Genomic DNA, 20,865 nt, shown 5'->3' on the forward strand with positions numbered 1-20,865 from the left:
TTCTGCGGGGCGTGGCGCCCTCCTCTTCCCGGATCTCACCCTACCCCCGCGCCGGGTTTTGTTGGTTGGGGGGGCTGGTTGCAGCAACTACGGTTGCGGCACGCCCCCTCTGTTTCGTCAGTGCCGTCCCGCGGCCGCTGCCGCGGTGTGCTCGGCCACGAGCTCCCGCAGCTGCTCGGCCAGGGCGTCCCGCTCCGCGTCGCCGACGCACTCCAGCAGGCCCGCGAAGCGGGTCTGCCAGATGAGCTCCTGCTGGGCGCGCGCCGCCGCGGCCTCAGCTTCCGCCTTGGCCTCATCCTCGGGCCGACCGGAGACCGCCAAGGCGGCGGCGGTCGCGTCGAGGTGCTCCAGCTCCGCCCGCTCGCGGTGTGCGTTCCCGCGTCCGAACATCAGCGCCAGCCGACTGCGCACCCCGTCCCAGGCATCCGTCCCGGCCGCCTGCACGACCGTCGAACCGCCCGCAGCCGCCATGGCCGCCACTGTTTCAGCCAGCATGTTCCCCCCTCGCATCGATGCGTCAGCTGCCCTCCGCCGGTCCCTACCCAGCCGTCAACGTCCCTGCACACCCCATCACTTCGGTTCACGAGCGGCGCGGACGGGGACCACCGGGGACCATCCCCGCGGGTGCGGGGAGCAGCCAGCCAGGCGTGATTGCCGCAGGCGCGCGTGTTGGAGGGTGACGCCGGCGGACCGACCGCGCGCCTGAGCGAGTCCTTGGGCTTACGTGGTGTGCTGATGTGCCCGGTCGTTCGATGGACCGACCCCGCTCACGCACTGTCCGAGGCAGCACGGGCGATCGCCGCCCATCAGAGCGGCGCATGCCTGCGGCTTTCTCTTGCAGCCGACTCGCCGGGGCCCCTCCCCGATCACCGAACGATCCGTGATCTACTCCGTGCGCTCGACTTGGAACCGGAAGAGGTGGACCTGCTCCTTGATGCTGGGCCGGTAGCCTCCAGCACGATAGTGGGTAGGTTGGCCCATCGCGCTTTGGCTGCCCTTGCGGCCCTCTCTCCATGGCGTTGGAGGAGCGAGTGCATCGCTGCCGGCGCGTTCCCCGTCCACCTGACCGGCTTCCCGAGGGGGCAGGCGACAGCCATAGCCAGGCACGATGCCCAGTTCTGGCGCCGCGTTGTGGGCAGCTGCCCGGATCGGCCGCCGGACTTCGGCGACTTCGGCGTCACTCACCCTCGGATGCCCCCGAGGTCCCGCGGAACGCCGGACCCGAACATGCGCTACACGACGTTGGATGATTGGCAGGTCTTCGTCTACCCGCGAGTGCGCGCCGGCAACGACGACTTCTTCGTGCTCAGCGCCGACTTGGTCGGCTCGCCCTATTGGCCGACGACCGGGGCAGCCACCTCTTGGGGCGACGCACGGCTCAAGGAGTGCGCCTTGCGCCAGCGTCCGAAAGCCGGTGGCAGAACGGAGTGGAGGGCCTGGGCAACCTCCCACCATCTCGCAGTCGTGACATCCAACCTGACCACTCTGGGGCGCCCATGAGGCACACGCGTCATAGGGACGGCTGGGGCGCTCCCCACTGCTGCGGAGGCTTCCTCAATGCCCGGTCGGGCCGCTGCCCGGACCTGCCGAAGCCTCGCTCGCCGCTCGGGGCCGCCCGCTGACCTGGGTGCCCCGGGCGCCGGTCGCGGGCCCGGCTGCTCCCGACCACCGGGAGGAGATGGCCTGTGAGGTGCCGGGTTATGTTGTGCCTTTCATCGGGGGACGACATACGGAGCTTGTGCATGACGCAGAACAGTGGGCAAGGGCAGTACGGAGGCTGGGGCGGGACCCCGCAGTGGGGGTATCCGGCGCCGACGGCGCCGCAGCCGGGGGTGATACCCCTGCGCCCGTTGGAGCTCGGGGAGATACTCAGCGGGGCGTTCGCGACGATCCGGGCCCACTGGAAGCAGCTGGCCGGCGTCATGCTGGCCGTCACGGCCATCGTCCTGCCGGTCATGGGCCTTGCCGTGGGCGTCGCCGTCGCCGCGGTGTTCGAGCACTTCGAGCCCGTCTTCAACCCGCCGTTCGGCGAGGAGCCCCCCGCCGAGGACGTCGCGGCCCTGCTCGTCGCGGCCGGGGTGTTGTTCGTCGTGCTGCTCGTCCTGGGGCTGTTCGGCATGGCGGTGGTCACCGCGCTCTGCCCGGCGGTCCTCAAGGAGGCGGTGACGGGCCGCCCCACCACGTTCCGCGTGATGTGGCGCGCCGCCGTCCGGCGGGCTCCCGCGGTGGCCGGCGCCACGATCCTCGGCGGACTGATCGCCGGCCTTCCGATGATCGCCGCCCTGGCGGTGGGGATCCCGGTGGTGGTCGGCTCCGTCGCCGCCGCCGACAGCGGGCCGGCGATCCTCGGCCTGCTCCCGGTACTGATGCTGGCCGCCCTGCCGGTCACCCTCTGGCTCACCACCCGGTTCGGTTTGGCCTCGGCCGTCGTGGTCCTGGAGGAGGTTGGTCCGGTCGCCGCGCTGCGCCGTTCGACCGCACTGGTCCGGGGTGCCTGGTGGCGGATCTTCGGCATCTCCCTCCTCGGCGGCATGATCGCGGGCGCGATCGGGTGGATGATGCAGCTGCCGTTCAACTTCATCGGCACGTTCGCGCTGATCCCCGCCATGGCGGAGATGCCCGAGGACGGCGGCGGCCCGTCGGGCGGGTTGATCGCCGGCCTGGTGTTCGCCCTTTTCCTCGTGTTCTTCGGCGCCGCCGCCGGGCAGATGTTCCAGATCGGGTTCACGCAGTTGGTGAGTTCCCTGCTGTACGTCGACCAGCGCATGCGGCGCGAGGGCCTCGCCGAGGCGCTCCTCGCCGAACTGGCCGTCGCACCGTACGCAGCGCCGTCTCCGGCGCCGGCCTCGCCGCCGCATCCGGGTGACCCTACCGGCGCGCAGTAGCAGCCTCCTGCGTGGGCCGGCGGCGGCTCCCGGACAGCCCTCTACCGGGCCCGGGGTCGGGGGACGGTGAAGTACGGGGTGCTGCCGGGGCGGCCGATCCTGACGCTGAGGACCGTTCCGTAGCGGGCTCGGACGGCCGGTACGGAGTCCGGTTGCTGCGGGTCGATGCGGCACCGGGAGTGGACGGGGCCGGCCGGCGGACAGGCGGGCGGGTCCTCGCCTTCGACCTGGGCCGACGCGGCCGGGTGGTCCGGCAGCGGAGGGTAGTCCCAGGCGATGACCAGGCCCCGGTCCTCCGAGACGAGGGACGGTGCCGGCATCAACAGCCCGTCCGGGAACACGCCGCGCAGGCGGTGGTACTCCAGCGCGTAGTCGAGGGTGCCGCCGCTCGCGCTGCCGGGGCCGTTCAGATTGGGCTGCCAGGGGGTGACGCCCGCGGCGTCGATGCGCCGCAGCACGTCGGTGACGTCGCCCTCGACGCCGTACACGGCGTGCACACCCATCGAGCAGCTCACCAGGTCAACGCTGGGCGGGTCCTTGAAGTTGCCCTTCGAGGGTCCGGTGCAGTGGTCCGTGAACCGGGTGTACGCGTGGTGGAGTCCCTCCACCCGGTTCAGCCGGTCGAGGAGCCCGCGCAGGCGGGTCTCCTCCGCGCTGCGTTTGCTCTCCGCGTCGTAGCCGGTGGCCGTGGCTCGGAGTTCTGCGATGTCGGGCTGCGACTGCTGCGCGGCGCATGCGCTGGTCACAGCCATCACCGCCGCACACGCCGCCGCCGTGGCGGCCTGCGGAAAACCGAGGCCGATGCCGAGGCCGATGCTGCGGCCGATGCCGCGCCTTCCGCGCCTGCCCCGCCGCCGCGTCGATCGCATGGCGTCCGCCTCCGGTCTGCTGCTCGTCCCGTCGCTTCGGCTTCAGCCTCGGCCGTTCGGTACGCGGATGCATGAGTACGCGTACTCAGGACGCCTGGCTTCCGGATGGCCGGTGTTCATCCGGAAGCCCAGTGAAAAAGGCGCTGCCCGGCGCGTACCGTACGTCGGTCGGTACGCGCCGGGCAGCGGTCGTGTCAGAGCGAGGACTTCGACGCGGAGACGACGACGCACTCCTTGTACTCGCTGCCGTCGCCCTTGCCGGTGTACGGCGTGGTGGCCTGCGCCTTGGCGGACGCGCCCTTCGCGACCTTGAGACCGGTCACCTTGGCCAGGGCGAGGTTCGCGTTGGAGGTGGCGTCCCCACGGAACTTCATGGTGATGTCGTACGTGGAGTCCAGCATGCCGCTGTTGGTGACGGTGAGCCGGGCGACGAGGTTCTTGCCCTCCAGCTTGCAGCCGTCGATCTTGATGTCCCGCTCGGCCTTGTCGCGGCTGGAGCCGTTCGGGACGGAGGTGCCGCCCGTGGTGCCGCCCGTGGTGACGGTGACGTCGGTGTCGTTGCTGCCGCCCGTGGTGCTGCTGCCGCCGCTGGTGCTGCCGGAGCTGCTGGAGCTGCTGGAGCTGCTGGAGCTGTGGCCGCCGCCGCAGCTCGCGCCGTGGGAACCGCGGGCTCCGGTGAGAGCGAAGACTGCGATGCCGAAGACGGCGACAGCGCGGACATGGCGGAGCTTCATGTTTCAACCCCCGTTGAAGTGGCGATAAATAAAGGCCCTGTCTTGACGGGCGCACGTCACCCTAGCAGTGGACTGAGAGCTTCCGCTTCACAGATCTGTCTCAAAGGCGTCCCAGTCAGACCGCGCCCGGGCCCCTTGAGCGCTGTCCGACGAGGTCAGAGGCCCTCGCCCCGGCATCCTCATCACCCGTGACGATCCAACAGGCGCATCAGGTTCCACTTCCGTCTCTTCTCTCCCTCCTCTCGTCCTCTCCTCGTCCTCTTGCCACCACGTAGTCCGGCCAAAGGGCCGTGAGTTCAGGCTCGCCGTCCGCGCGACGGTGGCAGTCGCGCATTCTCAGGAGCAGCCTGACCAGGCGCAATCCGTTCGCGTTGCGTCTTCCCCGCCCCGTACGGTCTGCGCATGACCAGGACCACGCCGGCCAGACCGGTGTCCGTGGAGGCCCTGTTCCCGGAGCTGGCTCCCTACCGGGGCCGGACGACCCGCCTGCACCCCAGGCCAGGACGTCCCGGCATGCGCGACAGCCATGTCGGCGGGCCGATGCTGTGGCCGGACGGCGAGCCGTGGCCGCTCTGCCGCGAACCCCACCAGCCCGAGACCGAGGGGTACGTGCCGGACGACATCCGCAGCGCCCGGGCCTCGGGCGCGTGGCCGCGGAGCCGGCCGTGGCCTGTTGCCGGAACGCCCGGGGAGGACGGACCGGTGCCGTTCGTGGGGCTCGCCCAGTTCTTCCGCCGGGACGTCCCGGGCCTGGTGGCCGGGCCCGACGGTGCGGACCTCGTGCAGCTCTTCCGCTGCCCGTTCACCCACGGTCGACACCTGGAGCGCCGCTACCGCCTGCGGTGGCGGCGGGCCGTGGAGACCGAGCGCGCGGAACGCTTCCTTGCCGCTCCGCCCGAAGTACCTCTTCTGCGATGGGAGCACGAACTCCCCGAGCCGTGCGTCCTGCACCCCGAAGAAGTGGACACCTATCCCTGGGCGGAGGACGACACGCTGCCCGCACCGCTGATCGCCGCCATCGACGCATGGGACGACGCCCAGTCAGCGGAGCACGGCAGCGACGCCCCCAGCTACCAGTTCGACTTGTCGATCCCGCCCGGCTGGCGCGTCGGCGGCTTTCCCAGCTGGGCGTCGACGGGCCCGATGGACATCGACTGCGAGACCTGCGCGGCCCCGATGCGGCTGCTGCTGACCGCCGGAGGCGACGAGATGGACGCCGGCTCGCACAGCTGGGCGCCGCTGGAAGACCGCGACCCGTCCCTGCAGGGGAAGGCCTCGATCCTGGGCGGTCCGTCCGTGGTCAACCCCACTCGGCTCCGCTTCGGCCGGGACCGGGACCTGCACGTTTTCACGTGCCCGGCCGACCCCGGACACCCACCCCAATGGGTGCTCTCCTAGCTAGGGCTGCTCCCAGTGGATGCGGCGCAGCCCCAGGTCGTCCAGTAGGTACGTCGCGTCGTCCCGGCGGATCGCATCAGTGGCAGCGATCGCTTCCAGTTCGCCCAGGAGGCGATCGCGGTCACCCGCGGGCAGCTGCCTCAGCCAGTGCACGATGCGGGGGAAGTCCATGTCGAGGTTGGCGTAGTCGAGCGAGACCAGGATTTCGGCACGCGCGTTCTCGTAGGTCGCCGGCTTCGCGCTCTTCAGAGCTTCCGGCTCTCTCCACTTGCTGGACACGTGACACACCATACGTCGCAGGGAGGCGCCTTCGGGCGGCAGAACCCCGTTCCTGTGGGCAGTTCACGGCTGTACGGGCAGTTCGGCGGCGACCGTCTTGCCGAGGGGCGGGCGGTCGCGGACCTCCCAGCGGGCTGCCACGGCCTGGACGAGGAGGAGGCCGCGGCCCGTGTCGTCGAGCGGGGCGGGCGCGGTGACCGTACCCGGGGCCGGGGGGCGGCGCTCGCCGCGGGTGTCGGACACCTCGATCCGGAGCACGTCCCCGGTGAGGGTCACCACGAGTTCGAAGTTCCGGCCGGGCACCCGGCCGTGGGTGACGGCGTTCGCGGTGAGCTCGGCCAGTACGAGTGCTGCGGCGTCGGAGGTGTCGCCACCGGCCGGAACGCCCCAGGTGTGGAGCTCGTGCAGGGCCAGGCACCGGGCGAGCCGGGCGCCGCGCGGGGTGGAGCGGAACTGCTGGGAGAACACACGTACGGTGACCGGCATCTGACGGGTCCGCTGTGCAGGGGGTGGCGTCATGGCCCCAATGTGGCGGCGGGATTCGGGCTTCACCAGAGGTGCCGCGCGTACGCCTGGTCAGCGTACGCGTACGGAGGGTGGACAGTACGCATCACCGAGCGTGACCCTGGTGGGAGTCGGGAGCGTTACGGGAGCACGTGCGCGGGAGGTGGCCCGGGATGGCCTACGAGAACACGGACGAGGGCGGTACGGGCGGGGAGCCGGGCGGCGGCTGCGGCCCTACGGCCGGCGCGGAGCCGGAGGCGTCGGACAGTATGCGCACCTTCGGCGCGGTCGTCCAGGCCCTGCGGGAGCACGCGGGGCTGAGCCGGGAGGAGTTCGGGGAGCGGGTGCGCTTCTCGAAGCACACGGTGGCCTCGGTCGAACAGGGCCGGCGCATGCCGGACCCGGACTTCGTGGCCCGGGCGGAGGAGGCGCTCGGCAACACGGGCGCGCTGCGGCGGGCGGCCCGGCACCTGTCCCGCCAGCCGGGCCTGGCCAGCTGGTTCCGGCGCTGGGCTTGGCTGGAGGCACAGGCGGTGACGTTGTACACGTACGAATGCCGCATGATTCCGGGCCTCTTGCAGCCGGAGTCGTACGCGCGCACGCTGTTCGTGGACCAGCTGCCACCGCTCAGCGACGAGCAGATCGAGGCCCAGTGGACGGCACAGGCGGAACGGCAGCAGCTGCTTCGGGAGCGCCCGAACACCACATTCGGGTTCATCCTGGAGGAACACCTGTTCCGACGGAAGACGGGTGGGGTGGAGGTGACCCGGGTGCTCATCGACCACGTGCTGGAGGTCGCCGAGCTGCGGAACGTGGAGATCCAGGTGATGCCGCTGGAGCGCGCGTCGCACGCGGGGCTGCACGGGCCCATGCAGTTGCTGGAGACCAGGGAGCCACGGTGGTTCGCCTACTGCGAGGGGCAACGCAGTGGCGTACTCATCTCCGACCCGAAGGAGGTCAGCGTCCTTCAGCGGCGGTATGCCAGGATGCGGGCACAGGCCCTCTCCCTTGAGGACTCCGTGGGCCTGCTGCGGGAGATCCGAGGAGCGCTATGAGCACGGAAGAACTGGCCTGGTTCAAGAGCAGCTACAGCGGCGGCGACGGCGACAGCTGCGTCGAAGTCGCCCTCGCCTGGCACAAGTCCAGCTACAGCAGCAGCGGCGACGGCGACTGCGTGGAAGTCGCGGCGTGTCCCTCCGCGGTCCACGTCCGGGATTCCAAGGACCGGCAGGGCCCACAGCTCTCGCTCTCCCCCGCCGCCTGGGCCGGCTTCGTGGCGTACGCGCTGGGAGCGTGATCCCGGGAGCCTGGTGAGGGCGCTCCTCGCGGAGCGCCCTCGACAACGCGTTCGGTGTGCGCCGGTCCGCTCGGGAGAATCGGCCCATGAGCCTCCTCGTGCACACCTTCGTCTACGGCGCCGACGGCGGTTACGTCTTCCTGGAGGATCCCGAGCACGGCCGGACCCTGGCCGGGTTCGAGAGCACCCGGACCCGGCTGTGGGGTTCCGAGGCGCTGCGGGCCTTGGGCGCCAGGTTCTTCCCGCGCCTCGACGGCGACGACCTCTACGTGGAGCGGGAGGAGATCGACGACTTCCTCGCCGAGTGCGAGGCGGTCCGTCCGCACCTCGACCGGCTCGCCGGACAGAGCGGCTACGAGCCCGACTACGTCGCCCAGCGCTTCGACAACATCGTCGCCGCCGCGCTGCGGGCCAAGGCCGAAGCCGGCGGGATCGTCGTCTGGTGAGAGCGGCCGCCCCAGGCGGCAGGCTCCGGTGATGTGGGAGGCGGGGGCCGCGCCAACGGCCCCCGCCCAGCGGCGTGGATCCGGACCGTCGGCTCCCGCGCGGGTGGTGGCGAATCTTCAGGGATCCGCCCCAAGGGCAGTATGCGCGGCCGGGGTGTTGTTCAGGGCCGTCCGTTCTTCGTGAACGCCCGCGGCCGGAAGGGCGGCCCTGAGCTGCGGCAACGTGCCGGGCGGGGACTTGTTCACGGCCGAAGAGGCGGCAGCGGGGATTGTTCACCGAGGCGGGCAGACGGGACATGCCGGGCTTCGGGGCTGTTTTCCGGCCGGTGTTGCCGGGGGCGGGGCTCGGGCATGGTGGTGGGGCGCCCGTGGGTCGGATTTCCGTCCGCGAGTGGACCGTAGCGCCAACTGCGGTGCCACGTAGGTGTGTTGTACGTGCATGTCCGGACCGTCGTTTTCGAAGGAGTCGTCGTCATGGTGATGTCCGTGGCTTCCGGTGCCTCCGTTCCGCCATGGGCGTGGGGGCGGCGCCCGTCCCCCGTCCTCGTCGTCAAGGTCGTCGTCATCGTGGTGGTGGCCGTGGTCACCGCCGTCCTCGCGGGGCTCGGGCAGGCCCCCGGGACCTCGCTCGCGGTGATCGTGATGGTCACCACCACCGCGCTGGAGCTCTCCCGCCGGATCACCGGTGACGGGGGATCGGGTGACGGCGGGGGGCCGGCCGGTTCCGGCGTACGGGCCGGCGGGTAGCGGCATGGGTACGGGACGGCAGGGGCGGCCCCAGCGGCCCGTCGACACCACCGTCCCGGCCCTGGCGGAGCTCGCGCGGGAACTGCGCGGGCTCCGTGCCACGGCCGGGCTGACCCTGGACGAACTGTCCGGCGCCACGCATTGGAGCAAGGGTGCGCTCAGCGCGGCCACGACCGGGCGGGACCTACCGCGCTGGGAGCTCGTCGAGGCATGGGTACTGACGTGCGACGCGGACGCCAACCTTGACCTGTGGCGCGCGCGGCACCAACGGGCCCGGGTGCAGCACCAGCACGCCCGGATCGTCGCGGCGGCCGGGGACGGGACGTCCGGCATGCCGTCCGGCGGTTCGCCCGGTGCGGCGCCAGGTTTGGCGCCCGGTGTGGCATCCGGTGGCGGCCGTGCGTCCGTCGGCAGCCCGGCGACGCCCGGGACCGACGCGGCGATGCCCGACAGCGGGCCGGCGGTGTCCCGCGGACCAGGCGTCGGCGGCCGTGCCGCGGCCGCGGAGGACCCGGCCGCGGGCGGCCCGGCGTCCGGCAGCAGTCCGGCGGGACCGTCCGGCTCGGCGGGACCATCAGGCTCGGCTGGACCATCCGGCTCGGCGGGCCCTGCCACGTCCACCCGCGCCCCCGTCCTGGCAGCCGCCGGGCCCACCCCCGGCTCGCTCGAACGGGACGCCTGGCGAACCCTGGCCCCCGACCGACGACCCTGGGGGGTCAACGCCCACCCGGCGCCGATCCCCGTCCGCTTCACCACCGTCGGGCCCGACTTCACGGACACCGGCTCCGACGCCGCCGACCTGAGCGGGCGCTACGACCAGATCGCCGAGGTCTTCGCGCTCGCCCGGCACCCGCGGCTACTCATCCTCGGCGACCGGGGCACGGGCAAGACCCAGCTCGCCCGCCACCTGGGCACACGGCTGCTCACCTCCGACGCCAGCGGCGGCGGAGCGGTCCCCGTGCTGGTGTCGCTGCGCGGCTGGCGGCCCGAGCACGGCCCGGACAGCCTGCTCGCCTGGATCGCGGACGCACTCACCGGCTGCACCGTCGAGGACGTCCGCACCCTCCTGGGCCGGCACCTCCTCCTGCCCATCCTCGACGACTTCGACGGCCTGAACCCGCGGCAGCGGGCGCGCGCCCTGTACCTCTTCAACCGGCTGCCCGAGCAGGCACCGTTCGTCCTGGTCAGCGGCTGGGCCGAGTTCGCCAGGGCGGTGGAGAAGACCGACACCGTCATCGCCGGCAGCGCCGGGGTCCGGCTGCGTCCCGTCGGGGTCGAGGACCTGCGCGGCTGGATCCAGCGAAGCTCCCGTTCCCGGGCCAAGGAGCAGGACTGGGAGCCGGTGCTGGAGGCGCTGGCCGCCCGGCCGGGCGCGCCGGCCGCCACCGTCCTCGCCGACCCGACGCTGGCCTGCGCGGCCCGGCTGCTCTACACCGACGGGCGCGCCGACCCGGCCGAGCTGATCGCCGAGGACGCGACCGCCGAGGCACTGGAGATCCGCCTCGTGCAGCACCTGTTCGGCGCCCTTCCGCCGTACCGCCACCACCCGGGCCGGCTGCACGAGCAGCGCCGCCGCCACGCGGCCCTGCACCTGCTGGCCGGCCGCGAGCACGAGGAGGGCGGGCCCGTCGGGGACCTGCGGGTGTTCTACCGGGGGCGCCGCCCCTCCCGGCGCCGGGCCGGTATCCAGGCCGCGGTGCTGGGCCTGCTGTCGTGGTTCCTGATCACCGTCGCCGCGTTCGACCCCGTGCGGGAATCGTACGGATCCGCGTCCGGGTCGGACACGGGCGTGTCCGGGTTCGTGGTGGGAACGCTGGTCGGACTCACCTGGTACGGCCACTTGCGGCACCGGCTGGACGACCGGGCATCGCGGGCGGATCCCGTCGGACGCGCCGGGCAGTGGCTGCTGCGGGCCGTGCCGGCCGGACTGGCGCTGCTCCTCACCGTGACGATGAACCTCTCCTCGACCGAGGGCTCGGTCCTCCTCGTCGTGCTGGCTACCGTGCCGCTCGGGTTTGCCGCGTGGACCGCCGAGCAGGCGGTGCGCCGGCCGGATCCGCTGTGGCTGGTGGTTGACCTGCTCTTGCCGCTGGTCGTCGTCCTGTTGCCGGGAGTGGCATCAACGGCCGGCTCCGGGCTCGTCCTCTTCCTCCTGCCGGTCTGCTTTTGGATCACCGTGCACGGCCACTGGTTGCGGGCCGTGTTCGCCACCCGTTTCGCGCTGTGGGACCTGCATCCCACTCTCGTACGCCAACTTCTCCACGAGGCCGTGACCCCGGAGATCCTGCGCCTCGGACCGCACGGGTGGTCCTACCCACCCTGCCGTCGCCCGCTGGTACCGAGCCGCCCCGGGCCTCCCGGAGGGGGATGCGGGGCCATAGCCGCCTCGCAGGACGAGCAGCATGGCTGATCGAGCTGACGGAGTGTTCGTGCTGCCGCGCGGCGCCCTGGGATTCTTCCGACCGCGGGAGGGGTTGCCGTTTCCGGAGACGGACCTGCGCCCCGGTGGCGCGGGTCCGGGCCGCGGTGCGGATTTGCGGTTCCGGCAAGTTTTCTGGGCTGTTCCGGCACGCGGTCCGAGCATGGGCGACACCTGCTCCCGGACCGGAAGGCGGATCCCGTGACCACGGCGAACCGTGCTGCTGACCCTGCTCTTTCTGATGACTCGACCACCTCTACCGCCTCTACCGCCACTGCCGGGCCCACCGAGTTGAGTGCGCGGCGGCGGTGGACGGTGTTGGCCGTCTGTGCGCTGAGCATGTTCCTCGTCGGCCTCGACACCACCATCGTCAACGTCGGTCTGCCCGTCATCGGCCGCGGGCTCGGCGCGGACACCCGGAGCCTGGAATGGGTCGTCGACGCCTACACGGTGGTCCTGGCCGGCCTCCTCATCGCGTCCGGCGCGCTCGCCGACCGCTTCGGGCGGCGCCGGGTGTTCCGGTGCGGGCTGATCGTCTTCGGCGTGGCCTCGGTGGCGTGCGCGCTCGCCCCGTCGCTCGGCTTCCTGGTCGCGGCGCGGGCCGTACAGGGCGTCGGGGCGTCGATGCTGAGCCCGGTGGCCCTGGCGATCGTGGTGAACGCGATGCCCGATCCGCGGGAGCGGGCCCGGGCGATCGGCGTGTGGGCATCGGTGTTCGGGCTCAGCATGGCGGCGGGCCCCGTGACCGGCGGGGCGCTCGTCGCGGCGTTCGGCTGGCGGTCGGTGTTCTGGATCAACGCGCCGGTGATCGCGGCCGCCCTCGTGCTGGTCGCCGTGTTCGTCCCGGAGTCGCGCGGGCAGCGGGCCCGCCGCATCGACCTGCCCGGGCAGCTGCTCCTCACCCTGGCGCTGGGCGTGTCGGTCGGGCTGCTGATCGAGGGGCCCCGGATCGGCTGGACCTCGGCCCCGGCCCTGGTCGGGTACGCCGTGGCCGTGGCGGCGACGGCGGCCTTCGTACGGGTCGAGCTGCGGCGGGAGGAGCCGCTGGTGGACCTCGGGCTGTTCCGGCGGCCGGCGTTCGCCGCGGCCGTGTTGGGCGCGGTGGCCGTGTTCGTCGCGCTGAACGTGACGCTGCTGCTCACCACCCTGTACCTACAGCAGGCCCGCGGCTGGACCCCGCTCGCGGCCGGCCTCGCGACGCTGCCCATGGCGGTGGGCGCGACCCTGTGCGCTCCCTGGTCCGGCAGCCTGGTGGGACGGGTGGGGCCGCGGCGTCCGCTGGTGCTGGCGGGTGCGTTCACCGCGGCCGGCGGGCTGTGCCTGGTGAACCTGGGCCAGGACACCAGCGTGCTGCTGCTCCTGGCCGCCTACCTGCTGATCGGGATCGGATTCGGCTTCGCCAACGCGCCGCTCACCGACACCGCGGTCGGCGGGCTGCCGAAGTCCCGGGCCGGAGTGGCCGGAGCCGTCACCTCCACCGCCCGGCAGGTCGGCTCGGCGGTCGGCATCGCCCTCGCGGGAGGCCTGGTCGCGGGTGCCGGTCCGGGCGGGCTCGCGGCGGCGTCGCGTCCCGGGTGGGGGCTGGTGGCGGGCTGCGGGCTGTTCCTCCTGGCCGTGGCCCGGGCCTCCCGGGGGACGGCGGCTGCGGCGGGGCGTTCCTGACGTGCCCCCCAACACTCCTGAACTTTGTGCAGGACGGGGTCCGTTGCCTATCGTGAGCCCATGGCGCGCGAAACCCTGACCAAGGAACAGATCATCCGGACCGCGATCGAGCTGCTCGACGAGGAGGGGCTGGAAGGCCTCAACATGCGCAGCCTCGGCAAACGACTCGGCGCCGCGGCGACGGCGGTCTACTGGCACGTCAAGAACAAGGACGACCTGGTGCTCCTCGTCGGCGACGAGGTGTGGGACGAGATCGAGCTGCCCGACCTGGACGCGGTCGACTGGCGCACGGCGGCGAGCCGGATGGCCCTCAGCCTGCACGCGATGCTCAGCCGGCACCCGTGGCTCGTGCAGGCCTTCGGCTACCACCTCTTCTACGGGCCCCGGAAGGCGCGCCACGACGACCACACCCTCGCCGTGTTCGAGGCGGCCGGGTTCAGCGGGCCGGCGGCCGACCGGGCCGCGGCGAGCGTGTTCACGTACGTGCTCGGCAACGCGCTCGGCGCCTCCGCCACCGCCTCCCTCAGCCGGAAGATCAGCCGCGACGGCCGTGATCCGGAGGAGGTCCTCCAGGAGACCATGGCCAAGGCCGTCGAGGCCGCGAGCGGGCTGCCGCGGCTGGAGAGCCGCCTCGGTACCCGGGCCGCGGAATACAACGAGGCTCCGGAGGACACGTTCGCCTTCGGACTGGAGTCCTTGCTGAACGGCCTGGAGGCTCGCGTCGGCCCGGGACGTCCGGCAGATCAGAGGTGAGGCGGCGCCGGCGCCGGCGCAAGGGGTGACTGGGTGACGTGGGACGACCGCCGGAGGTGCGGACGGTCGAGGAAGGAGTCCCGGTGACGGACTCGTACCGGCCGAAGTGCGTACAGGTGTGGGTCCCCTCCGGTTTCGCCACCGTCACCTACCCCGACGGCACCACGGTTCCCGAGGCCGTCAACCGGCCGTGGGCGTACGGCACGCCCTAGCACCCCTCGTCACCACGGCCGCCATCGCCTGTGGCGCCTGTGGCGCCCGTGGCGCCCGTGGCGAAGCGCAACTCCGGGCGTGCCCAGTTCACCTTCGGCGGTGCGGGCGGGACCGTCCCCACCGGCTCGGCGCCCAGGCGCCGGTAGAACTGCTCGGCCGGCGGATGCGACACGACGCGGACGTGGGCCAGGCCCGCCCGTCGGGCCCGGCCGATCATGTGCTCCACGAGGAGCCGGCCGACCCCCGTCCCCTGCGCATCGTCCGAGACGAACGCCAGGTCCAGCTCGGCCGGTTCCGTCACCAGGGCGTAGAAGCCGAGGATCCGGCCGGTCGCGTCGACCGCCGTGAAGACCTCGTGCCGGTCTATGTAGTCAGCCGTGACCCGGTAGCCGGTGATGATCGCGGCGTACTGCCCCTGGTAGGCGCCGGACCCCTGCACCAGTGCGGTGAGGCCCTCGGCGTCCTGGGCGACGGCGCGCCTGATCGTCATGGACTGCATGGCCGCAGTATAGGGGTGCAACCGGCCAGAGATCATTACCCGTCAGGCTGGCGCCCCCTACAACGGCAGGGTCAGGGCCACCGCGTTGTACGGGACCTCGGGCGCCGGCGGTTGCGGGAAGCGGGAGTTGGGCAGGTAGAGGCGGTTGCCGTGGACGGCGGCCGCGCAGGGGGTCTCGAAGCGCGGGTCGGTGACCGTCCGGACCGGGCGGGCGTTGTGCCCCGTCGGGTCGAGGCGGAGGACCGCGAGGTCGGACATGCGGGGCGCGTAGAGGGTGCGGCCGCGCACCAGGATGCCGTTCGTGGTCGGCAGCGTGACCCCGCCGAGGTCGACCCGGCGGGCGGCACCGGTGGCCGGATCGACCCGGAACAGGCTGCCGCCGTGGGCGTGGATGTTGACCACGAGCAGCGCGGAGCCGTCCGGGGTGGCCGCGATGCCGGTGGCGGTGAGCCCGTCCGACGGGCCCTGCGTCCACTCCCCGCCCAGGCGCAGGGTCACCACGGCGTCGCGCGCCGGGAGTTCACCGCGCGGGCCGAGCGGCAGCCCGAAGAGCTGCCCGCTGAAGGAGTCGGTGAACCAGGCCGCGCCCGGGGTGAGGACGACGTGGTCGACGAAGGTGTCGGCGTTGCCGACCTCGTACGTTGCGATGACCTGCCCGGTGATCCCGTCCACGACGGTGATCAGGCGGCCCCAGCCGCCGGCGACGAACACGCGCTGCCGGTCGTCCACCTGGAGGCCGACGGCGTAGTGGCCCTCGCCCAGGCCGGGGTTGATGACCTTTCCCTCGCCGGTGAGCAGCGACGCCCGGTAGACCGCCCCGCCGAGCAGCGACCCGAAGTACGCGTACGGGGCGGGCCCGATGCCGATGCCCGCCGGGTGGAAACCGTTCGGCAGACGGATCACATCCGGCCATACGGACCGGCGCCCGAGCCCGGCGGCGGACGCCGGGCCGCTGCCGACCGTGCCGAGCAGTGCGGTGCCGCCGATGGCCGCGCCGATGCCGAGGAACCGCCGTCGTGCCATGGCCGTGCGGTGCATCCCGTCCCCCTGTTGGTGTGTCGCGTACGTGCGCCTGGTTCGTGGGGCAGTGTCGTCGGGCCCGCCTGAGGACCGCTCGAATCACGCCGGAGAGCGGCCGGGGACGCGTTGACAAGATCCCGGGGCGGTCGTACTAATGGGTGCTGTGGCGCGTGGCGCCGGCCAAAGAGAACTGGGCCGGCCGGCGACCGGGCGACCACCTGACATCGGGGACCGTCCCATGTGTTCTCTCATCGCAGGCACCGCCTGATCCCGGCGCCTTCGCGCCGCCTTCCCCGCCCTGCGCGGATTCCGTACCGCCGCCCGCCCGGGTCCACCCGGGCCGCCGCGTGCGTACCCCGTTTCCGTTCGCTTCGCCGGCGTCGTCCTGCTCCGCCTTTCCGCTTCCCCTTCCCCTTCCCCTTGCCTTCCCTTTTTCCCCTTCCACGCCACCGTCCGGCCCACCACCGAGGGAGACGAACCCGCATGTCCTTCAACCAGTCCGTGATCGACGAGTTCCGCGCCAACCAGGGAAAGGTCGGCGGCTACTTCGAGGGCAGCGACCTGCTGCTGCTCACCACGACGGGCGCCAAGTCCGGCGCGGAGCGCACTGTTCCGCTCGGCTACGTGCGCCACGGCGACCAGCTGCTGGTGATCGGCTCCAACATGGGCGGGCCCAAGCACCCCGACTGGTACCACAACGTGCTCGCGAACCCCCTGGTCCAGGTGGAGGTCGGCACCGAGCTCTACGAGGCGGTCGCCGTGCCTGCCGAGGGCGAGCGCCGGGACAGCCTGTTCGAGCACGTGGTGAGCGCGGAGCCGGGGTACGGCGAGTACCAGGAGAACACCACGCGGATCCTGCCCGTGGTGGTGCTGGAGAAGAACGACCCGGCACCGGGCGAGGGGCCGGCCGAAGTGCGCAGCCTCGCCGACAAGCTCGTCGAGGTGCACGTGTGGCTGCGCGGGCAGCTGCGGCACGTCACCGCCGAGGTGGACGCGTACTTCGCGTCGCTGCCCGCCCACGGGGGCGAGGGCGCCCCGCCGGCCCCGGGGCTGGGGCTGCAGATCCGCCAGCACTGCCTGGCGTTCTGCCAGACGCTGGAGATCCACCACGTCGGCGAGGACGCCCACATGTTCCCCGCCATGGAGGCCGCGAACCCGCACCTGAAGGACGTCTTCGCGCGGCTGCGGACCGAGCACGTCACGGTCTCGCGGCTGCAGAAGGAGCTCAGCGGGCTGCTCGCCGACATCGCCGGCGCGGACCCGGAGCAGTTCCGCAAGGAGCTGGCCAGGATGTCGCAGGAGCTGAACACCCACCTCGACTACGAGGAGGAGGCGCTGCTGCCGCTGCTCTCCGAGATCCCCTTCCCGCCCGGCCCGCCGGCCGCCGCCTGACGGGCGAGCGGCCGGGCGGGCGAGCGGCCGGGCGGGCAGCCTGGCAGCCGGGCAGCGAAAAGGGGCGCGGGCACCGCGCCCCTTTCGGCTGTCCGGCCACCCGGCCGGTGCCCGGGCCGACCAGGCAGCCCGGCCGCCGGCCCGCCCGCCCAGCCGGCCCGCGGGCCCTACGCCCCGCCGCCGCTGCCCGCGTCCAGGGCCCGGGCCGCGTACGCGGCGGCGTTCGGCCCGAACTGCAGCACGACGTGGCCGGCGGCCGAGTGCACGTCCCGCCACAGCCGCTGCAGCGGCGAGTCCTCGCTGTGACCGGCCGTCCCGGAGGCCCGGAACAGCCGGTCCACGGCCGCGAGCAGCAGGTCGGCCACCAGCGCGCAGTCCCGCTGGGCCCGGGCCGTCTCCAGCGCGGTGATCTCCCGGCCGGAGTCGGCCACCGCCGCGACGCGCTCCAGCAGCAGGCGGGCGGCGTCGATCTCGCCCGCGGACCGGGCCAGCGTCTCCTCGTAGAAGGAGCGGCCGGGCCCCGGCTGCCCCGGCCGCTCGTCCCGTATCCGGTCGGCCGCGTACGCCGACCAGTGCGCGAGTGCGCCCTGCGCGGCGCCGAGCATCGGCAGGCAGAAGAACAGCCCGTTCACGGCGGCGAGCGGCACGCCCTGGCCGGGGCCGGTGCCGGCGGGGGCCCGGCCGGCCGTCAGGTCGTCCGCGGAGAAGGTCAGTTCCTCGGGCACGAGGACGTCGTCGACGCTCAGGGTGTGGCTGCCGGTGGCGCGCATCCCGATGTCGGACCAGGTCCGCTCGATGCGGAAGGCGGAGCGGGGCACGGCGAACAGCCGCCGCTCGGCCGGGCCGTCCGGGCGCTTGGCCAGGCCGAGCAGCAGGGCCCAGTCCGCGTGCTCGACGGCGCTGACGTACGGCCAGGTCCCGGTCAGCCGCCAGCCGCCGTCCTTCGGCAGGGCCCGGCCCTTGGGCGAGACCGAGCCGACGACCAGGGCGTCCGGGCCGTCCTGCCAGATCTCCTTGCGGCCCTGCTCGGGCAGGAACCCGGCCATCCGGGACAGGCTGAGCGCGATGGAGGCGCACCAGGCGGTGGCCGGACAGGCCGCGCCGATCGCGGCGACCGCGCCGGCGATCCCGGTGAAGCCGCCCTCGGAGCCGCCGTGCGCGGCCGGGACGAAGTGGCGGGCGAAGCCCGCGTCACGCAGCGCCCGCACGACGTCCGGGTCGAGGGAGCGGGCGGCTTCGGCTGCCTCGGCGCGCCGAGCTGCGAGAGCGCTCACGGCGTCGAGCGTCGCGCGGGCCGGTCCGGGCGCTGACGGGGTCTGCTGGGGCATCGGTCGGCTCTCCTCACGGTATGTGCGGGCGGCAAGGGTCGGCCGTACCGATCGGACGGCAGTACAGCGCGGCTACAACTCCGCTACAGGGCCGCTAGAGCCGTCTTCCGGCCGCTCGGGGCGGGGGGGTGCGGCGGGCCGCCCGGGCGAGTGGGACATCTCACAGCTGCATTTGACATATTTTCCGCGCCCGCATCCGGTCCGGATATCGGATCCCGCTCGTCGCGCTTGTGCGGGCGGCCTGAGCACCGTACTCACGCGCGTTATCACAACCTCGGCTGATCACGTGAATCGGCCCGCCCGGGGGCGTTCGCACATGCTAGTCACGCCGTTGAACTTTGCTTGATCTTGGGTTGTCGGAGTCGTAACCTCCGATAGGCATCGGGCCGACTGGCAATCAGTGGGCCGATCCGCTCTCTTTATCGGGGGTTTACATCGTGTCAACGGGTTCCTACCGACCGCCTGAGTCCCTTCCGTACGCTGATATCAGCGTGCTCGGACCGTTAGCCGTCGAATTCAACGGCCAGTCCATCGTGCCCACCGCGGGGAAGCCGCGGCAGCTGCTCGCCCTGCTCGCACTCCGCTGCGGCAGGGTCGTCCAGGTACCGACCCTGATGGAGGAGGTGTGGGGCGAGGACATACCTCGGAGCGGAATGACCACCCTCCAGACCTACGTCCTCCACCTGCGCAGACTGATCGTGGAAACGCTTCCGGAAGGAACCGGGAGCACCCCCAAGGACCTGCTGGCGACCCGCTTCAACGGATACCAGCTCACGGTCAAGCCGAAATCCTTCGACCTCGTCGAATTCGAGTCGCTCGCCAGCTCCGGCGATAACGCGCTGGAACGCGGCGACGCGGCCGGCGCATCGAAATACCTGCACCAGGCGTTGGCATTGTGGCGCGGCCCGGCATTGATGGACGTCCCCGTCGGCCGCGTTCTCTCCATGGAGCTCATGGGCTTGAACGAATCCCGCATGCGAGTTCTGGAACAGCGCATTCTCGCGGACCTCTGGCTCGGCAAGAGCGCCGCTCTCATTCCGGAACTGCGCAAACTCGTGGAGGAGCACCCGCTGCACGAGAAGCTGGCCGCGTGCCTCATGATCGCCTACCAGCGTTCGGGGGCGGGCTGGCGCGCCCTGGAGGTCTTCCGCGGGCTCCGGCAGGCGCTGATCAGGGAGCTGGGCGTGGAGCCGTCCGGCCGGCTGCAGAGCCTCCACCGGGAACTGCTGTCGAACACCGCCAACCTGTCGCTGCGCGACTACGTGCTGACGTGAGCAGCGGGACGGGCTCGGCAGCGGCGGTGGCGGTGGCGGCCGTGGACCGGAGCGGTGTGCTGAGCGAGGTCGCGGACGGGGTGTTCGCCTACGTCCAGCCCGACGGCAGCTGGTGCGTGAACAATGCGGGGCTCGTCGTCTCGGACGGCCGGGCGGTACTGGTCGACACCGCGGCCACCGAGGCCCGGGCCCGTCGGCTGCGCGCGGCGGTGCTGGCCGGCGGCCGGCCGGTGCCGTACGCGGTGGTCAACACGCACTCGCACGGGGACCACACCTTCGGCAACTTCGTGTTCCCCGAGGCGGTGGTGTACGCGCACCACGAGACGCGGCGCGAGATGGCCGCGGCGGGCCTGCACCTGACCGGGCTGTGGCCGGAGGTCGAGTGGGGCGACATCGAACTGGTGCTGCCCCACTCCACCTACCGGGACGAACTGACCCTGCACGTGGGCGGGTTGACGGCCCGCCTGCTCCACCTCGGGGTCGCGCACAGCACCAACGACACCGCCGTGTGGGTGCCCGAACGGCGGGTGCTGTTCACCGGGGACGTGGTCATGTCCGGGGTCACGCCGTTCCTGCCGATGGGGTCGGTGGCCGGATCGCTGCGGGCCGTCGAGCGGATGCGGGCGCTGGACCCGGCCGTCGTCGTCGCCGGGCACGGCGCGGTCGGCGGGACCGAGGTGCTCGACACCACGGAGGCGTACCTGCGCTGGGTGCAGGAACTGGCCCGGGACGGGGCGGCCGCCGGGCTCACCCCGTGGGAGGTGGCCCGGGAGGCGGACCTCGGCCCGTTCGCCGGGCTGCTGGATCCGGAGCGGATCGTCCCCAACCTGCACCGCGCGTTCGCCGAGGAGGCGGACCTTGCCCACGGGGAGGCGCTGGACATGCGGGCCGTGATCGCGGAGATGGACACCCTCTTCCGGGAGATGACCGCCTACCGCGGGGCGCCGCTCGCCTGCCACGCCTGACACCCCTGGCGCCCGCAGTTCCTCCAGCGGCTCTCGAGGGCCCCGCCGCACGGCTCTCAAGCAGCTCTTGAGGGCCGCCGCACAGGATCGCGCTCCCGGGCGGGGGGGGGGCCCCCCCCGCGGGGGGCGCGGCCCCGCGCCCGGCCGGGCGCCCCGGCCCGCGCCCCCCGCGCGGGGCGGC

At 72.6% G+C, this 20,865-nt stretch carries 22 protein-coding genes; 14 read left to right on the forward strand and 8 right to left on the reverse strand.

Going from position 1 to position 20,865, the window contains the following annotated elements; genetic code table 11:
* Window positions 1–117: 117 nt before the first annotated feature.
* Window positions 118–495: a hypothetical protein gene (locus ACFVGY_RS12965; protein ID WP_385675355.1), complete on the reverse strand. Its 378-nt coding sequence runs from the start codon at window positions 493–495 to the stop codon at window positions 118–120.
* Window positions 496–666: 171 nt separating this feature from the next.
* Between ACFVGY_RS12965 and ACFVGY_RS12970 the strand changes: the two genes are divergently transcribed.
* Entirely contained in the window at window positions 667–1,500 is an 834-nt protein-coding gene (locus ACFVGY_RS12970; protein ID WP_385675358.1) for a hypothetical protein, read from the forward strand.
* Window positions 1,501–1,742: 242 nt separating this feature from the next.
* On the forward strand, window positions 1,743–2,885 hold the full coding sequence (locus ACFVGY_RS12975) for a hypothetical protein (protein WP_385675361.1): 1,143 nt from the start codon (window positions 1,743–1,745) through the stop codon (window positions 2,883–2,885).
* A gap of 41 nt (window positions 2,886–2,926) precedes the next feature.
* Here ACFVGY_RS12975 and ACFVGY_RS12980 read toward each other — a convergent pair whose 3' ends face one another.
* Entirely contained in the window at window positions 2,927–3,754 is an 828-nt protein-coding gene (locus ACFVGY_RS12980; protein ID WP_385675364.1) for a hypothetical protein, read from the reverse strand.
* Window positions 3,755–3,948: 194 nt separating this feature from the next.
* Window positions 3,949–4,488 carry a hypothetical protein gene (locus ACFVGY_RS12985; RefSeq protein WP_385675366.1) on the reverse strand — a complete coding sequence of 180 codons (540 nt, stop codon included), beginning with the start codon at window positions 4,486–4,488 and terminating at the stop codon, window positions 3,949–3,951.
* 402 nt (window positions 4,489–4,890) lie between these two features.
* Here ACFVGY_RS12985 and ACFVGY_RS12990 point away from each other — a divergent pair, with 402 nt between their 5' ends.
* Complete coding sequence (locus ACFVGY_RS12990; RefSeq protein WP_385675369.1) at window positions 4,891–5,886, forward strand: hypothetical protein; 996 nt, start codon at window positions 4,891–4,893, stop codon at window positions 5,884–5,886.
* Here the strand turns inward: ACFVGY_RS12990 and ACFVGY_RS12995 are convergent, their stop codons facing one another.
* Together ACFVGY_RS12995 and ACFVGY_RS13000 are read right to left on the reverse strand one after the other, a co-directional pair.
* Window positions 5,887–6,165: a hypothetical protein gene (locus ACFVGY_RS12995; RefSeq protein WP_385675372.1), complete on the reverse strand. Its 279-nt coding sequence runs from the start codon at window positions 6,163–6,165 to the stop codon at window positions 5,887–5,889.
* Between the two features lie 63 nt (window positions 6,166–6,228).
* Window positions 6,229–6,684, reverse strand: a complete 456-nt coding sequence (locus ACFVGY_RS13000; RefSeq protein WP_385675375.1) for an ATP-binding protein — start codon at window positions 6,682–6,684, stop codon at window positions 6,229–6,231.
* Between the two features lie 158 nt (window positions 6,685–6,842).
* On the opposite strand from ACFVGY_RS13000, the gene ACFVGY_RS13005 reads away from it, so the two are divergent.
* The 8 genes from ACFVGY_RS13005 (at window position 6,843) to ACFVGY_RS13040 (ending at window position 14,205) form a co-directional block, all read left to right on the forward strand.
* On the forward strand, window positions 6,843–7,724 hold the full coding sequence (locus ACFVGY_RS13005) for a Scr1 family TA system antitoxin-like transcriptional regulator (protein ID WP_385675378.1): 882 nt from the start codon (window positions 6,843–6,845) through the stop codon (window positions 7,722–7,724).
* The gene (locus ACFVGY_RS13010) at window positions 7,721–7,966 is read left to right on the forward strand and encodes a DUF397 domain-containing protein (RefSeq protein WP_385675380.1); all 246 of its coding nucleotides are present in this window, start codon (window positions 7,721–7,723) and stop codon (window positions 7,964–7,966) included. Before ACFVGY_RS13005 ends, ACFVGY_RS13010 begins: the two co-directional genes overlap by 4 nt.
* Before the next feature lie 86 nt (window positions 7,967–8,052).
* On the forward strand, window positions 8,053–8,412 hold the full coding sequence (locus ACFVGY_RS13015; protein ID WP_385675383.1) for a hypothetical protein: 360 nt from the start codon (window positions 8,053–8,055) through the stop codon (window positions 8,410–8,412).
* A 474-nt stretch (window positions 8,413–8,886) separates the two neighbouring features.
* The gene (locus ACFVGY_RS13020) at window positions 8,887–9,159 is read left to right on the forward strand and encodes a hypothetical protein (RefSeq protein ID WP_385675386.1); all 273 of its coding nucleotides are present in this window, start codon (window positions 8,887–8,889) and stop codon (window positions 9,157–9,159) included.
* A 4-nt stretch (window positions 9,160–9,163) separates the two neighbouring features.
* On the forward strand, window positions 9,164–11,569 hold the full coding sequence (locus tag ACFVGY_RS13025; RefSeq protein WP_385675389.1) for a helix-turn-helix domain-containing protein: 2,406 nt from the start codon (window positions 9,164–9,166) through the stop codon (window positions 11,567–11,569).
* Between the two features lie 324 nt (window positions 11,570–11,893).
* A complete protein-coding gene (locus ACFVGY_RS13030; RefSeq protein ID WP_385675392.1) occupies window positions 11,894–13,240 on the forward strand; it encodes an MFS transporter in 1,347 nt (448 codons plus the stop codon).
* 60 nt (window positions 13,241–13,300) lie between these two features.
* On the forward strand, window positions 13,301–13,993 hold the full coding sequence (locus ACFVGY_RS13035) for a TetR/AcrR family transcriptional regulator C-terminal domain-containing protein (RefSeq protein ID WP_385675395.1): 693 nt from the start codon (window positions 13,301–13,303) through the stop codon (window positions 13,991–13,993).
* Window positions 13,994–14,076: 83 nt separating this feature from the next.
* On the forward strand, window positions 14,077–14,205 hold the full coding sequence (locus tag ACFVGY_RS13040) for a hypothetical protein (RefSeq protein WP_385675398.1): 129 nt from the start codon (window positions 14,077–14,079) through the stop codon (window positions 14,203–14,205).
* On the opposite strand, the gene ACFVGY_RS13045 is transcribed toward ACFVGY_RS13040, so the two are convergent.
* Both ACFVGY_RS13045 and ACFVGY_RS13050 read right to left on the reverse strand, forming a co-directional pair.
* Window positions 14,202–14,705 (reverse strand): GNAT family N-acetyltransferase, encoded by a 504-nt coding sequence (locus tag ACFVGY_RS13045; protein ID WP_385675400.1) that lies wholly within the window; start codon window positions 14,703–14,705, stop codon window positions 14,202–14,204. The two genes, ACFVGY_RS13040 and ACFVGY_RS13045, sit on opposite strands and share 4 nt — an antisense overlap.
* 57 nt (window positions 14,706–14,762) lie before the next feature.
* Complete coding sequence (locus tag ACFVGY_RS13050) at window positions 14,763–15,743, reverse strand: superoxide dismutase (protein ID WP_385675402.1); 981 nt, start codon at window positions 15,741–15,743, stop codon at window positions 14,763–14,765.
* 465 nt (window positions 15,744–16,208) lie between these two features.
* Here ACFVGY_RS13050 and ACFVGY_RS13055 point away from each other — a divergent pair, with 465 nt between their 5' ends.
* Entirely contained in the window at window positions 16,209–17,117 is a 909-nt protein-coding gene (locus ACFVGY_RS13055; protein WP_385675405.1) for a nitroreductase/quinone reductase family protein, read from the forward strand.
* A gap of 167 nt (window positions 17,118–17,284) precedes the next feature.
* Here ACFVGY_RS13055 and ACFVGY_RS13060 read toward each other — a convergent pair whose 3' ends face one another.
* Window positions 17,285–18,391, reverse strand: coding sequence for an acyl-CoA dehydrogenase family protein (locus ACFVGY_RS13060; RefSeq protein WP_385675407.1), 1,107 nt, complete (start codon window positions 18,389–18,391; stop codon window positions 17,285–17,287).
* Between the two features lie 545 nt (window positions 18,392–18,936).
* On the opposite strand from ACFVGY_RS13060, the gene ACFVGY_RS13065 reads away from it, so the two are divergent.
* Complete coding sequence (locus ACFVGY_RS13065; RefSeq protein ID WP_385675409.1) at window positions 18,937–19,719, forward strand: BTAD domain-containing putative transcriptional regulator; 783 nt, start codon at window positions 18,937–18,939, stop codon at window positions 19,717–19,719.
* Entirely contained in the window at window positions 19,716–20,684 is a 969-nt protein-coding gene (locus ACFVGY_RS13070; RefSeq protein WP_385675412.1) for an MBL fold metallo-hydrolase, read from the forward strand. Before ACFVGY_RS13065 ends, ACFVGY_RS13070 begins: the two co-directional genes overlap by 4 nt.
* The last annotated feature ends 181 nt before the right edge of the window (window positions 20,685–20,865 follow it).

The sequence above is a fragment of the Streptomyces sp. NPDC127106 genome (assembly GCF_042677605.1).
Lineage (GTDB): Bacteria > Actinomycetota > Actinomycetes > Streptomycetales > Streptomycetaceae > Streptomyces.

Coding starts and splice junctions, on each gene's coding strand:
- ACFVGY_RS13055 (WP_385675405.1), top strand. CDS start 16,209: ATGTCCTTCAACCAGTCCGTGATCGACGAGTTCCGCGCCAACCAGGGA.
- ACFVGY_RS12975 (WP_385675361.1), top strand. CDS start 1,743: ATGACGCAGAACAGTGGGCAAGGGCAGTACGGAGGCTGGGGCGGGACC.
- ACFVGY_RS12990 (WP_385675369.1), top strand. CDS start 4,891: ATGACCAGGACCACGCCGGCCAGACCGGTGTCCGTGGAGGCCCTGTTC.
- ACFVGY_RS13015 (WP_385675383.1), top strand. CDS start 8,053: ATGAGCCTCCTCGTGCACACCTTCGTCTACGGCGCCGACGGCGGTTAC.
- ACFVGY_RS12980 (WP_385675364.1), bottom strand. CDS start 3,754: ATGCGATCGACGCGGCGGCGGGGCAGGCGCGGAAGGCGCGGCATCGGC.
- ACFVGY_RS13020 (WP_385675386.1), top strand. CDS start 8,887: ATGGTGATGTCCGTGGCTTCCGGTGCCTCCGTTCCGCCATGGGCGTGG.
- ACFVGY_RS13005 (WP_385675378.1), top strand. CDS start 6,843: ATGGCCTACGAGAACACGGACGAGGGCGGTACGGGCGGGGAGCCGGGC.
- ACFVGY_RS13035 (WP_385675395.1), top strand. CDS start 13,301: ATGGCGCGCGAAACCCTGACCAAGGAACAGATCATCCGGACCGCGATC.
- ACFVGY_RS12985 (WP_385675366.1), bottom strand. CDS start 4,488: ATGAAGCTCCGCCATGTCCGCGCTGTCGCCGTCTTCGGCATCGCAGTC.
- ACFVGY_RS12965 (WP_385675355.1), bottom strand. CDS start 495: ATGCTGGCTGAAACAGTGGCGGCCATGGCGGCTGCGGGCGGTTCGACG.
- ACFVGY_RS13045 (WP_385675400.1), bottom strand. CDS start 14,705: ATGCAGTCCATGACGATCAGGCGCGCCGTCGCCCAGGACGCCGAGGGC.
- ACFVGY_RS13000 (WP_385675375.1), bottom strand. CDS start 6,684: ATGACGCCACCCCCTGCACAGCGGACCCGTCAGATGCCGGTCACCGTA.
- ACFVGY_RS13010 (WP_385675380.1), top strand. CDS start 7,721: ATGAGCACGGAAGAACTGGCCTGGTTCAAGAGCAGCTACAGCGGCGGC.
- ACFVGY_RS13025 (WP_385675389.1), top strand. CDS start 9,164: ATGGGTACGGGACGGCAGGGGCGGCCCCAGCGGCCCGTCGACACCACC.
- ACFVGY_RS13050 (WP_385675402.1), bottom strand. CDS start 15,743: ATGCACCGCACGGCCATGGCACGACGGCGGTTCCTCGGCATCGGCGCG.